At 28.0% G+C, this 13,456-nt stretch carries 15 protein-coding genes; 6 read left to right on the forward strand and 9 right to left on the reverse strand.

Annotated features, from left to right (window positions below; all coding sequences use genetic code 11):
* Positions 1-966 (forward strand): ABC transporter ATP-binding protein, encoded by a 966-nt coding sequence (locus BX611_RS04585; RefSeq protein ID WP_115878534.1) that lies wholly within the window; start codon positions 1-3, stop codon positions 964-966.
* A gap of 58 nt (positions 967-1,024) precedes the next feature.
* Here the strand turns inward: BX611_RS04585 and dut are convergent, their stop codons facing one another.
* The 4 genes from dut to BX611_RS04605 are packed head-to-tail and all read right to left on the reverse strand — an operon-like array spanning position 1,025 to position 4,153.
* Complete coding sequence (dut, locus tag BX611_RS04590; RefSeq protein ID WP_115878536.1) at positions 1,025-1,456, reverse strand: dUTP diphosphatase; 432 nt, start codon at positions 1,454-1,456, stop codon at positions 1,025-1,027.
* Position 1,457: 1 nt separating this feature from the next.
* The gene (locus BX611_RS04595; RefSeq protein ID WP_115878978.1) at positions 1,458-2,297 is read right to left on the reverse strand and encodes an alpha/beta hydrolase; all 840 of its coding nucleotides are present in this window, start codon (positions 2,295-2,297) and stop codon (positions 1,458-1,460) included.
* Between the two features lie 8 nt (positions 2,298-2,305).
* Positions 2,306-2,677, reverse strand: a complete 372-nt coding sequence (locus BX611_RS04600) for a hypothetical protein (RefSeq protein ID WP_115878538.1) — start codon at positions 2,675-2,677, stop codon at positions 2,306-2,308.
* 18 nt (positions 2,678-2,695) lie between these two features.
* On the reverse strand, positions 2,696-4,153 hold the full coding sequence (locus BX611_RS04605; protein WP_115878540.1) for an oligosaccharide flippase family protein: 1,458 nt from the start codon (positions 4,151-4,153) through the stop codon (positions 2,696-2,698).
* Positions 4,154-4,239: 86 nt separating this feature from the next.
* On the opposite strand from BX611_RS04605, the gene BX611_RS04610 reads away from it, so the two are divergent.
* The 5 genes from BX611_RS04610 to BX611_RS04630 all read left to right on the forward strand — a co-directional run bounded on the left by BX611_RS04610 (position 4,240) and on the right by BX611_RS04630 (position 8,025).
* Entirely contained in the window at positions 4,240-5,109 is an 870-nt protein-coding gene (locus BX611_RS04610) for a fructosamine kinase family protein (protein WP_115878542.1), read from the forward strand.
* Positions 5,110-5,160: 51 nt separating this feature from the next.
* The gene (locus BX611_RS04615) at positions 5,161-6,156 is read left to right on the forward strand and encodes an NAD(P)H-dependent glycerol-3-phosphate dehydrogenase (protein WP_115878544.1); all 996 of its coding nucleotides are present in this window, start codon (positions 5,161-5,163) and stop codon (positions 6,154-6,156) included.
* Between the two features lie 96 nt (positions 6,157-6,252).
* Entirely contained in the window at positions 6,253-6,444 is a 192-nt protein-coding gene (locus BX611_RS04620; protein ID WP_115878546.1) for a cold-shock protein, read from the forward strand.
* 125 nt (positions 6,445-6,569) lie between these two features.
* On the forward strand, positions 6,570-7,097 hold the full coding sequence (gene hemG, locus BX611_RS04625; protein ID WP_115878548.1) for a menaquinone-dependent protoporphyrinogen IX dehydrogenase: 528 nt from the start codon (positions 6,570-6,572) through the stop codon (positions 7,095-7,097).
* A gap of 37 nt (positions 7,098-7,134) precedes the next feature.
* On the forward strand, positions 7,135-8,025 hold the full coding sequence (locus BX611_RS04630) for a hypothetical protein (protein ID WP_115878550.1): 891 nt from the start codon (positions 7,135-7,137) through the stop codon (positions 8,023-8,025).
* Here BX611_RS04630 and BX611_RS04635 read toward each other — a convergent pair.
* The 5 genes from BX611_RS04635 to BX611_RS04655 all read right to left on the reverse strand — a co-directional run bounded on the left by BX611_RS04635 (position 8,014) and on the right by BX611_RS04655 (position 13,312).
* Positions 8,014-9,069 carry a lactonase family protein gene (locus BX611_RS04635; RefSeq protein ID WP_115878552.1) on the reverse strand — a complete coding sequence of 352 codons (1,056 nt, stop codon included), beginning with the start codon at positions 9,067-9,069 and terminating at the stop codon, positions 8,014-8,016. The two genes, BX611_RS04630 and BX611_RS04635, sit on opposite strands and share 12 nt — an antisense overlap.
* Positions 9,070-9,090: 21 nt before the next feature.
* Positions 9,091-9,492 (reverse strand): hypothetical protein, encoded by a 402-nt coding sequence (locus tag BX611_RS04640; protein WP_115878554.1) that lies wholly within the window; start codon positions 9,490-9,492, stop codon positions 9,091-9,093.
* A gap of 34 nt (positions 9,493-9,526) precedes the next feature.
* Positions 9,527-10,771 (reverse strand): peptidase U32 family protein, encoded by a 1,245-nt coding sequence (locus BX611_RS04645; RefSeq protein ID WP_115878556.1) that lies wholly within the window; start codon positions 10,769-10,771, stop codon positions 9,527-9,529.
* Between the two features lie 2 nt (positions 10,772-10,773).
* Entirely contained in the window at positions 10,774-11,805 is a 1,032-nt protein-coding gene (trhO, locus tag BX611_RS04650) for an oxygen-dependent tRNA uridine(34) hydroxylase TrhO (protein ID WP_115878558.1), read from the reverse strand.
* A 151-nt stretch (positions 11,806-11,956) separates the two neighbouring features.
* A complete protein-coding gene (locus tag BX611_RS04655) occupies positions 11,957-13,312 on the reverse strand; it encodes a Kelch repeat-containing protein (RefSeq protein ID WP_115878560.1) in 1,356 nt (451 codons plus the stop codon).
* Between the last annotated feature and the right edge of the window lie 144 nt (positions 13,313-13,456).

The raw sequence follows: 13,456 nt of genomic DNA on the forward strand, positions 1-13,456 counted from the left end.
ATGTTAAAAGTAGCTAACATATCATTTGGTTATACAACCAAAGAAGTTTTAAAAAATCTCAGTTTTACGGCAAATAAGGGCGATTATATTGCGGTAGTTGGTGAAAGTGGTTGTGGAAAAAGTACATTATTAGAAATTATTTACGGTTTACTTCATATTGAAAAAGGTGCTGTTTATTGGAATAATGAAAAACTATTAGGACCCAATTTTTACCTAATTCCAGGCGAAGATTTTATGAAATATTTACCTCAGGATTTCGATTTAATGCCTTATATAACTGTTGAAGAAAATATTGGTAAAAATATTTCAAGTCAAGATCCAAAAAAACAACAACGAATAAAGGAATTATTAGAAGTTGTTGATATGTCTCAGTTTTTAAAAACGAAAGTTAAAAACTTAAGTGGAGGTCAAAAACAACGTGTTGCCATTGCAAAAGTATTAGCAAAAGAACCGGAAGTTTTATTACTGGACGAACCTTTTAGCCACATCGATAATTTTAGAAAAAACCATTTAAGAAGAAGTCTTTTTAAATACTTAAAATCTAAGAATATTTTGTGTATTGTAGCAACACATGATACTACGGATGCACTTTCTTTTGCAGATGAAATAATTGTTTTAAAAGATGCTAAAATAGAAGTAATAGGTACACCTGAAGACATTTATAATAATCCTAAATCTGCTTATATAGCATCATTTTTTAACGAGATAAACGAATTACAGTTAAATTTTATTGATTCAAAAAGCTCTTCAAAAGAAACTATTTTGTTGTATCCAAATCAACTGAAGGTTGTATTAAAATCTGATTTAAATGCTAAAATTATTTCATCTTTTTTTAAAGGAAGTTATTATTTAATTGAAGCAGATTTAAAAGGTAAAACTATATTTTTTGAACATACAACATCGTTAAATATTGGTGAAGAAGTATGTATTGAAATAGCACGTCACCCTGAAATAAATTCAGCATAACGGTTATTTGCAAACCATATTATTTTTGCAAAAAAGCTTAAAGAGTTCAATAAATAAATTACACACCAGTAGAACCAAATCCACCAGCACCACGTTTAGTTTCACTTAAAATTTCAACTTGCTCCCAATTAGCACGTTCATGTTTTGCAATTACCAATTGTGCTATTCGCTCACCATCATTTATCACAAAATCTTCGTTAGATAAATTTACTAAAATCACTCCAATTTCACCACGATAATCCGCATCAACAGTTCCAGGAGCATTTAAAACAGTAATTCCTTTTTTAGCGGCTAAACCACTACGTGGGCGCACTTGTGCTTCTGCACCAACAGGTAATGCAATAAACAAGCCTGTTTTAACAATGGTACGTTCTAAAGGTTTTAAAGTAATAGCTTCGTCAATATTTGCGCGTAAATCCATTCCGGCAGAAGCAATGGTTTCATAACTTGGTAATTCGTGTTTAGATTTGTTGATGATTTGTATGTTCATTTTAATTTAATTTTATATTATAAAGCCAGGTAATTACCCCTAAAAATTCAGTACTCCAAAAAGCTTCATTATGTTTTCCTTCAGGATTAATATCAGCTATTATATTTTTCGATTTAAAGCCAGTTTCAAGCAATAATTTTTTCATTTTTTGAGTGTCTTCCGCCATATCTTCACCTTCTTTTTCACCAACTAAAAGATATAATTTTGAAGTTTTATTATTCCCATTTTTAATTGTGAAATCTGCTACTTGATTAGAAAACCAAAACGAGGTTGATAAAGAACCAATTTTCCCAAATGTTTTAGGATATTTTAATCCACCATAATACGAAATTAAACCACCTAAAGAACTTCCAATTATAGCTGTGTGTTTAGCTTGTTTTTTTGTTCTGTAGTTTAAATCTATATAGGGTTTTAAAGTATTTTTTAAAAAATCTATATAAATTGCTCCTTTTCCTCCACCATATTTTTCGTGTTTCCAAGGTGTATATTCATTAATTCGTTCTTCGCCACCATTTTCAACAGCAACTACAATAAATCCTTTTTTAGTTTTTTTGTACAATTTATTTAAAGTTTCATCTACATGCCATTCACCAATAAAAGATGTTTTATCATCAAATAAATTTTGCGCATCGTGCATATAAATTACAGGATATTTTTTTGATGAATTATGATAATTAGGAGGTAAATACACCCAAATTTTATGACTGATAGCATTCAAATCTGAAATTAAAAACTCCTTTTTTAATATTGAAACATTAGTAGTTGCAGTTGTTTCTTTTTCTTGTGAAAAAAGAGCTGAAATAAAACTTACATAAATTAATATGGATACAATAGTTTTCATATAATATTTTAATTTAATTGCAACCAATCTAAAGCAGCCTCTTTGGTAGCAAAGACTTTAAATTTATATTTCTTTGTTTCTGCTAATTTAGCATATAACATTGTGAGTACCGTGTTTTTAGGATTATCAACAATAATTGCATCAATAATACAAGAGTAGTTTTTTAAAGATTTTAAATTTTCCTCCATAATTATATTTAAATCTTCTATTGAAAAATTAAAAATGGCATCACTTGAATCTGTAAATATTTTTAGGGTTCTAGGATATTTTTTATTTTCCTTTGTTCTAATAATATAATTTACTACTTCTAATAAGGTAACTTCTCCATTAAATAGTGTTTCAAGTATTCCTGTTTGATCGTTAAATTTTTCAAGTACCATTTTTAAATAATTTTTCTGCTATTTTCGTTTTAAAATTGTTAATAATTCTTTTCTTTCATTCCAGTAAATAAGTAATCCAAATAAAATTACCAATGCTATGGAAACTAAATAATTTTCTCTAAAATAATTAAAAGAAATATAAGCTATTACAATTGAAACTATTAAATAACTTCCAGATTTTTTTAAATTATATGGAACAGGGTAGTATTTTTTTCCTATAAAATAGGAGAGGAGCATCATAGTTCCATATGCCAGTAAAGTAGCCCAGGCTGAAGCTATAAATCCAACTTTTGGAATCATTACAATATTTACAACTATGGTTATTATGGCTCCAATAATAGAGAATAGCATTGCAAATCGCGTTTTATCAGTTAGCTTATACCAAATAGCTAAATTGTGATACACACCTAAAAAAAGATTTGCTAAAAGTACAATGGGCACAATAATAATAGCATCCCAATATGCTTCATTAATAAATGGTCGTTTTAAAATATCAATAAAAACTACAATCCCAACAAAAACTAAAGCACCAACAATAATAAAATAGTTTAGGATTTTAGCATAGGTTTCTTTAGCATCTTTTTTATCAGAATGGTTAAAAAAGAAGGGTTCAGCACCTAAGCGAAAGGCCATAATATATAAATTCATAAAAATTGCCAATTTATAACAAGCAGAGTAAATACCCATCGCGTTTTTATCAATCATTTTACCAATTAATATTTTGTCTAAATTTTCATTAATTACATAAGCTACACCTGCAACTGCAATTGGCCAACTATAAGAAACCATTTTTTTAAATAATACTTTATTAAAACTCCATTTGAATTTTAATAAATACGGAAGCACTAAAATAAATGAACAAGCACTTCCAATAATATTTGCAATAAAAATAAAATTAACTTTTGCAGTACTAGTTGATAATTCAGTTAAAAATTTAGGAATACTACTTCCTTTGGCTTGTAATTCAGGAATAAATTTTAAAAATAAGAGGTTAATTGCCACTATAATTGCAACATTAATTAATTTTATTGCTGTATATTTTAAAGGTCTGTTAGAAGCTCTTAAATAAGCAAATGGAATTACCATAAGCGTGTCTATTGCAATAATCCCAATTAGTAATTTTAATTGTAAAGGATTGTTTTTAAAATCGAATATGGATGTAAAAAAATCTGAAAACAAAAATGCAATAACCACAAATATAATTGCTGTACTAAAAACGCTAATAAATGCTGTAGAAATTAAAGCATCCTTTTTTTCTTCCGTTTTGTAAAACCTAAAAAAAGCAGTTTCCATTCCAAAAGTTAAAAGAACAGCCAATAAGGCAATCCAAATATAAAAATTGGTATTTTCTGCGTAATTATTAGTTGGTAAAGCATCGGTATGAACACGCACTAATAAAAAGTTAATTATACGTGGTAAAACAGCAGCAATTCCGTAAATTATGGTGTCTTTAAAAAATCGTTTAAGTGCGCTCAAATTGGGTTTTTAATGTAAAAATATAAAAGTACAAAAGTATCACTTCATTTCAATAAAATAATTTTTAAGTTTGGTTATATAAGCAAATGAATTTAGAATTAGCAAAACATATAGAAAACGAAATTAATAATAAGTTGCACCGAAAATTAGTGTTTAAATGGCAAACTATTGGTGGTGGTTCTATAAATAGTACGTATAAAATTTCTGCAGAAAGTTTTAACTATTTTGTAAAAATAAATAATATATCTGTTTTTGAAAATGGTTTCAAAGAAGAGGCTTTAGGCTTAAAATTTTTAAAAACTCATGGCGCAATTACTCCAAAAATAATTTCTGAAGGAATATTTAAAGGTAATATATATCTTGTTTTAAGTTGGATTGACAGTATTTTTGAAACCAACAAATTCTGGCAAAATTTCGCCATTCAATTGGCTAATTTACACCAAAATAAAAGTGAAAAATTTGGATTAAATTACTCAAACTTCATGGGACAACTTGTTCAAAAAAATACATTTTTTAATGATTTTCCAGCTTTTTTTATTGAAAACAGGTTAAAACCACAAGTTAAATTGGCTTTTAGTAAAGACTTGCTTCAAATCAAAGAATTAAAACAATTTGAAAGTTTATATACCCAGTTGGATTCTTTTATTCCAAAGGAAAAACCCTGCGCTGTACATGGTGATTTATGGAGTGGAAATTTTATTGCCGCTCCAAATAATAAAGCAGTTTTTATTGATCCGGCGGTATACTATGGACATAGAGAAATTGATTTGGCTATGAGTTTACTTTTTGGAGGTTTTTCAGAAGAATTTTATAAAATATATAAAGAAATATATCCGCTGGAAAAAGACTTTAATTTTAGAAAAGATATTTACAATTTATACCCACTGTTAATACATTTAAACTTATTTGGAAAATCATATTTAAGAAGTGTAAAAACCATTGTTTCGCAGTTTTAAGAGCGCAATTCATTTAGTTTTTTTACTTTTGGTGTAACTAAATCTTAATAAATGAATAAAAACCCTAAAATTGCCGTTTTTGGCGGCGGAAGTTGGGCAACAGCCATTGTAAAAATGCTTTGTGAAAATTTAGAGCAAGTAGGCTGGTATATGCGGAATCAGAGCGCAATAGATTATATAAAAGAAAACGAACACAATCCAAATTATATTAGTTCTGCAGAGTTTAATGTAAATCAATTAAACCTTTCTAGTGATATAAATAAAATGGTGAAATATGCAGATATTTTAATTTTTGCAATTCCATCAGCTTTTGTAAAAGCAGAACTTGATAAAATAAAAGTTGATTTATCATCAAAAATTGTGTTTTCTGCAATTAAAGGAATTATTCCAGAAAGTGGACTAATTGTTGGGGAGCATTTTAATAAAAAATTAAATATTCCAATTGAAAATATTGGGGTTATTACAGGACCTTGCCATGCAGAAGAAGTTGCTATGGAACGCTTATCTTATTTAACAATTGCTTGTCAGGATGAAGCAAAAGCTAAAATTTTAGGTGATTGTATTTCAAGTAATTACATAAAAACTAAAATTTCAGATGATATAATTGGAACCGAATATGCGGCAATGCTTAAAAATATTTATGCTATAGCTGCTGGTATTGCACATGGTTTGGGTTATGGAGATAATTTTCAGTCGGTTTTAATGTCTAACTCTATTAGAGAAATGAAGCGTTTTATAAAAAAAATTCATAAAATGAAACGCAATATTAATAACTCGGCTTATTTAGGTGATTTATTGGTAACAGGATATTCAATTTTTAGTAGAAACAGAATGTTTGGCAATATGATTGGAAAAGGGTACACTGTTAAAAGCGCTATGATGGAAATGAGTATGATAGCTGAAGGTTATTATGCAGCAAAAAGTGCTTATTTATTAAATGAAAAAAACAATGTGAATACCCCAATTATTAATGCTGTTTATCAAATTTTATACGAAAACAAAAATCCGAAAACAGTGTTTAAAAATTTAACAGAACTTATAGATTAGTAAGGGTTTACAATAAAATAATTGCAATATTATTTAAAATAATTGTTAGATGCTACGAAATAATATTAACTTAGCACTTTAATTTATTTTTTAACAATGAAAAAAGGTACAGTAAAATTTTTTAACGAGTCTAAAGGTTTTGGATTTGTAACAGAAGAAGGTTCTAACACAGATTATTTTGTACACGTTTCTGGACTGATTGATGAAATCAGAGAAGGAGATGTTGTTGAGTTTGAACTTAAAGAAGGTAAAAAAGGTTTAAATGCAGTTAACGTAAAAGTTATCTAAGAAGCGTTTAAATTCTTTTAAAAAAATTAAAGCCCATTCATTTGAATGGGCTTTTTTGTTGACATATATCATACTAAAAAAGTTGTTTTTTAAGTAATTTAGACATTTAAATAAATGCATTTAATATGAGTGTTAGAATTGGAATTTTATACGCAACAGTTGATGGGCAAACGTTAAAAATTTGTAACCAACTTGTAAACGAACTTCAAAAAAATAATATCAATGTTGAACTTTTTTCAATAGATAATTTTAACGAAGATGTTGCCAGTTTTAATAAACTTATTATTGGTTCAAGTATTAGGTATGGTGTACATAATGAAAAAATAATTGAATTTATTAATAAAAATAAATTGAAATTAGATGCTATTAAAACTGCATTTTTCTCAGTTAATCTTGTAGCTCGTAAACCTGAAAAAAATAAACCAGACACCAACCCATATGTAATTAAATTTTTTAAAAATATTGATTGGAAACCTACAGTTGTTGAAGTTTTTGCCGGGATGTTAGATTATAAAAAGTATAAGACTTTTGATAGAATAATGATACAGTTTATTATGTGGATGACCAAAGGACCAACTGATAAAAACACCAAAATTGAATATACAGACTGGGATAAAGTAACCGAATTTGGTAAAGTTTTAAGTACCTTTTAATTGATTAACTTTGGAAAGTTAATTAAATGGGTCTCTTATGAAAATTAGAATTGCTATATTTTTATTTTGTATTATTTTTAAAATAAATGCACAGGAAAAAATTCTAATTACTGAAAATGATAAACTTAGCTTATACGAAACATACTTATCATTAAATTCTGAAGGAAACATTTTTCCAACAATTTTTGGTGAAGGTCTAATTTATGCTTCAAACCATAAAAGCAGTTATTATAAACTGTATTACTCCGATTTAAAATCGAAATCAACAAAATTTAAAATAGGTTCAAAATATAACTTAGGTGCAGTAGCAATTTTTAAAAATGAAATTTACTTTACGGGAACTTCAAAAAAAGCGGATTCAATTGGAAATTATAATTATACAATTTACAAAGGAATTTTAAACAATTTTAAGGTTGAAGATATAACACCCTTACCAATTTGTAGGTTAGATTTTTCATATACCTATCCAACAATTTCAAAAGATGGCAATAGAATGGTTGTGGTTTCAAATGAAAAAAGAAGATTGCACCTATTGGAATTCAAAAGAAATGAAAATAATGAATGGGAAAAAGGAGAAGTTATCTTTATTTCGCAGCCCGAATTCGAAATTCTAAATCCTACAATTTACAATGAAAATACACTATATTTTGTGTCAAATATTTATGAAGGAAAAATAACGGGAGCTTCTTATATAACGGATGAAAAAGGTAAAGTAAAAATAACAGAAATTTATAGAGAACAAGGCGATTTTAATATTTTCAAAATTGTTAAAAAAAACGGTTATTGGGGATTGCCAGAAAAAATGGAACTATTTAACTCAGAATTTGATGAATTAGGTGTGGTTTTTATTAATGAAAACAGCGGTTACCTAACTACATACAGATATAGCGATTCAGACAATATTTATTACTTTGAATTAAAACAATAAACAAACAGGTGTTGGAGCTTCAATACTGTGTAAAAAAGTAAGTTTACCAGAACTTTTATTAACTTTATAAACGCTTATATTTTTACTTTTTTGATTCGCCACCAATAAAAATTTTCCATCTGGAGCTATTGTAAAATTACGAGGCCAATTTCCGTGAACAGGTATATTTTGAATTTTTTGAAGTGTACCATTTTTTTTATCTCTTTTAAAAACTACAATGGAATTTTCACCTCTGTTAGAGCCATATAAAAAACGCTCATTTTTAGATAAATGAATATCTGCACAAAAACTTTCATTATTAAAATCATCACTTAATGTGCTTATATTTTGAATATTGGTATAACTTTCTTTATCTTTTTTAAGAACCGAAACAGTAGAGTTTAACTCGTTAATAACATAAATAAACTTTCCTTTTTTTGAAATTTCAAAATGTCGTGGTCCTGCACCTTCTTTCATTTTAAAATTTTCTTTTAAAGAATATTTGCTATCATTTTTATCATATTGTGCTAAAAAATCACGACCAAGATCAGCAATAAATAAATTGTTTTTAAAAAACTTTGCCGAATGCGCATGAGATTTTTTGGTTTCAGTATTGTGGTCTAAAACTTGAAAAGCCTCATTAACACTTCCATTTTTTTCAATATTGTAAATTGAAATTGTTCCTCCCGTATAATTTGAAATAACAGCCTTAGTATTGTTTTTGTTAAGTTGTACATGGCACGGATTTGCACCGTTACTTGAAGCTTGATTTATAAAGTTCAGCATTCCATTTTTGCCAACTGAAAAAGCATTTATATTGCTATTTTCACCGTTTTCACTTACTGAATATAAGTGCTTTTTATCTGATGAAAAAGTTATAAATGAAGGGTTTTCAGCTTTTGCAACTAATTTTTTGTTACTTAATTCTCCAGTTTTTGTATTAAAATCGTACTTATAAATTCCCTCGCTGTCTGCACCGGTATAGGTTCCAACATATAAGGATATGTTTTGGGAATAAGTGACAAAACTGATGCTTAATAATAAAGTAAAAAAAGTGATTTTCATGAATATAATATTATATGTTTATTATTTTACTAATATACCTCGTTTATTTAACAAAGGAATGTTGCGTAAAGCACTTTCTTTAATCGTGCCTTTTTCAAACAAATATTTTTTATCGAACATAGTGTTTCCTTCAAAAAATGTAACATTAAAAAAGTTAGAAAGCTTTAAAATAACCTCCTGCATTAATTCAACCTTGGCAAATGATTTTGCAGGAAGTTTTTCAATTTTATGTCGCATTAATGAAGTTTCTGTTAACGTATCTTCGTCATATCCTTTTGAAACTATTAAAACCATTTCAATAGCAACTTGTTTATTGTTAATTATATAAGCATTCCAATCTTCACATTGAAAATTACTGTTATATTCTTTAACAACAGCCATAAACACATCACTTACTTCAGGTATTTTTATGTCCTTTTTCACAATACTGGGTTCCAGATTTTTTAACCTTAAACTTTTAAGCCTCTACTTTATTTTCAACAATTTTATACAATTTATCTGAAGGGCGAATTCTAAATTCTAAAGGAATAGTACAAGAGTCTCCTTTGGTAGCTTTGTTGCCTTTTACGTCATTTACAAACATTTCTTTTACTTCCATTTCTTTTGCTCCAGTAGTTGGTCCAGTAATTAAAATAGTATCTCCAATAGTAATATCATAGGCTTCAATTTTAAACTCCCCTATGTTTGCTTTCGGAAAATAATGCATTCCTTTACCTAAATACACTTTCTTTTGAGTTGCATGGCTTCCTGAACCTTTGCTCCATTCACCTAATTGCTGTCCTAAATAATAACCACTCCAAAATCCTCTGTTATAAACTTTTTCAAGCTCTTGCATCCAGGTAATTACTTTTTCTTTACTGTAAGTTCCTGCATCAATACTGTCAATAGCATCTCGGTAACATTTAATTACTTTAGCAACATATTCTGGTGCTCTTCCTCTTCCTTCAATTTTTAAAACCTTTACACCAGCATCAACAATTTCATTTAAAAAATCGATAGTACATAAATCTTTTGGAGACATAATGTACTCGTTATCCAATTCCATTTCTATACCAGTTTCCTGATCTATAACCGTATACTTTTTTCTGCAATTTTGTTTACAAGCACCCCTATTTGCTGAAGAATTATGCGTATGTAAACTCATATAACACTTCCCAGAAACTGCCATACACAAGGCGCCGTGACCAAATATTTCAATTTCCACCAACCTACCTGCTGGACCACAAATATTTTCCTTTTCAATTTGATCAGTAATTTTTTTAACCTGACGCAAACTCAACTCTCTACTTAACACCATAGTATCGGCAAACATGGCATAAAATTTAACAGTTTCTATATTGGTAATATTTATTTGTGTAGAAATATGAATTTCCATACCAATTGCTCTTGCAGTAGCAATAACTGCCTGATCCATTGCAATTACCGCTGTAATATCTGCTTCTTTTGCCTTTTGAATCAAGGTTTTAACAATGGTTAAATCGTGATCGTATATTATCGTATTTAGCGTAAGGTAGGTTCTAACATTTTTAGCTTTACACCTATCAGAAATTTCTTGTAAATCATCTAATGTAAAGTTAATTGAAGCTCTCGCACGCATATTTAATTGCTCAACACCAAAATAAATTGAATCTGCTCCGTTATCTAATGCGGCTTGTAACGATTCAAAATTTCCGGCAGGTGCCATTAATTCTATTTTCTGCATTTTTATTTTTTATAAGTTAAAACTTCTGAACGTCCTTTTTTAAAGATTTTATTGCTGTTAGGGATTCCTTTTCGCAATTCTTTTTGGACTTCAATAGGTAATTTAATAATATCTTGACAGGCTGTTGAACAACAGGCATCCATTTTTTCAGCACATTTTTCACATTGAATAAACAATAAATGACAAGCTTCATTAGCACAATTTACATGCGTATCGCAAGGTTCACCACATTGGTGGCAATTAGCAACAATATCATCAGAAATTCGCTCGGACATTCTGTGATCGAAAACAAAGTTTTTACCAATAAATTTATTTTCTAAACCTTTGTTTTTAACTTGTCGGGTATATTCTATAATTCCACCTTCTAATTGAAAAACATTTTTAAATCCTTTATGCTTGTAGTAAGCGCTGGCTTTTTCGCAACGAATACCGCCGGTACAATACATCAATAAATTTTTATCTTCTTTATGCTCTTTTAATTGCGCTTCAATAATATCTAACGAATCTCTAAACGTGTCAACATCTGGTGTAATTGCATTTTCAAAATAACCAATTTCACTTTCATAATGATTGCGCATATCTACACAAATAGTGTTTGGATCTGCTAATAATTTATTGAAATTTTCGGCATCTAAATGAACACCTTTGTTGGTAACATCAAAAGTTTCATCATTTAAACCATCTGCAACAATTTTGTCTCTAACTTTTACTGTTAGTTTTAAAAAAGATTTATTATCCTGTTCAATGGCAATATTTAAACGGCATTCTTTTAAAAAAGATACACTGTCTAATTGATTTTTTAATGCTTCCAAATTTTCTGAAGGAACAGAAATTTGTGCATTAATGCCTTCATTAGAAATATACGTTCTTCCTAATACGTTTAATTTGTTCCATTCAATAAATAAATGGTCTCTTAGTATATGTGGATTTTCTATCTTATAATATTGATAGAATGAAATGGTTAAACGGTCTTTTCCCGCCTTATCTATTAAATGAGCACGTTCTTGAGCGCTTAACTTATTGTACAGTTGCATGCTATACTTTTTTAGTTAAACAATTTATTAGATATTAAAATCTAATATCTTTTTAATTTTTGCAAAAATACATAAATTCTAATAACTATTTAGAGTTTCAAATAAACAATAGGAACTTTAAAAACTCTAAGGCTTTCAAGGTTGTAAACGTTTAAAGTGTTTTTGAATTATGAACTTTTGTATTGTTAAATTCATTAATATCAATGCTGAAAAGTTCAGATGAAGGATACATAGAATAATTTGTTCTTTTAAGACCGCCAATTATATATAATGTATTATTGTTATAATACATTTCTGATGCTTCTAAAAATAGCTCAATTAAATATTCGTTTAATTCTTTTGTTAAAACGTTGTATGTACTTATTTTTCCATCATTAAAAAAGTAAATAATATTGTCTTTATGGGTTATTGCCGGTTTGCCAATTCCATATAAGAGGTTTCCTTCTTTTTCCCATTTTTGAGTTGTTAAATCAAAAGTTTCTATAGATGATAGCGGCTTATTATTAAAACCGCCTACTAAATAAATTTTATCTTCAATTAATATACCTTTTGTCTCTTTTGCTATTGGCATATTCCCTAATTGATACCAATATCCAGTCTTAAAATTATACAAATGAACTTTATTAGAATACTCTTTAAAGCCATTATTGTTCCATTTAAGAGACCCTCCCATTAAAATCATAGTATCATCATAAGTGAAAGATGCAAAATCTACTGATTGATGAGGATTGGTGTTATCAATAAATAGCGTGTCTTTGTCTATATCGAAAATTTCTATTTTATCATCTAAGTATTGAAATTTTCCATTTGCTGAACTATTTTTACCTCCTAAAACATATACTTTATTATTGTAATAATTTAAATTATGATAAGCCCTTTTTTTAAATTTTGATTTTGACTTTGTCCAAGCATTATTTTTTATATCATACACTTGTAAATCACCATTATATCTGATTTTTGAAAAAGAGAAATAACGATTTGCTTTGGCTAAAAACTCACCAAAATCATCTATATCAGGGTAATACTCCAAAGTTTTCATGAACATATCTTCTCCACCTGAAACATCTCCGCCAATTACATAAATTTTTCCATCTTTCAATAAAGAGCCAAAAGAATGCACAGCACTTTTCATTGAAGAAAGTTTTTTATATGAAATAGCCTTTTTTAGATTTCTACTAGAAGATAGATTAACTTCTTCTAACTTTTTTAAATCAATTAGTAAGCTTACTGAGTAATTTTTTTTCTTTTGAATATATGGAATTTCTAATTTACCATATGCAATGTGCGAAAAACTAATAATGTCATTTTTTACAATTTCATAAGGAAATTTTAAATAATAGTTCCCTTTTTCATTTGTAATGGCTCCTCTATTAATTCCTTTCATAAATACGTTAACACCTTCAATAGGTTTATTTGTAGTTGCATCTAATACTTTTCCCTCAATATATTGTGAAAAAGATAAAAAAGGTAAGATTAATAAAAGCAGGGTAATTTGTAATTTTTTCATAAAAACTTTTTAAAATTGCATCAAAAACTATTCCATATAAGTAAAAATAATAGTTATTTAATTATTAGAACCGCAGCTATTTAACAAAAAAATATTTATTTGTTAATATTTATTTTTTAGCATTGGTTTGTCGGCTTTTTTTAC

Source organism: Lutibacter oceani (assembly GCF_003384935.1).
GTDB classification, from domain to species: Bacteria; Bacteroidota; Bacteroidia; order Flavobacteriales; family Flavobacteriaceae; genus Lutibacter; species Lutibacter oceani.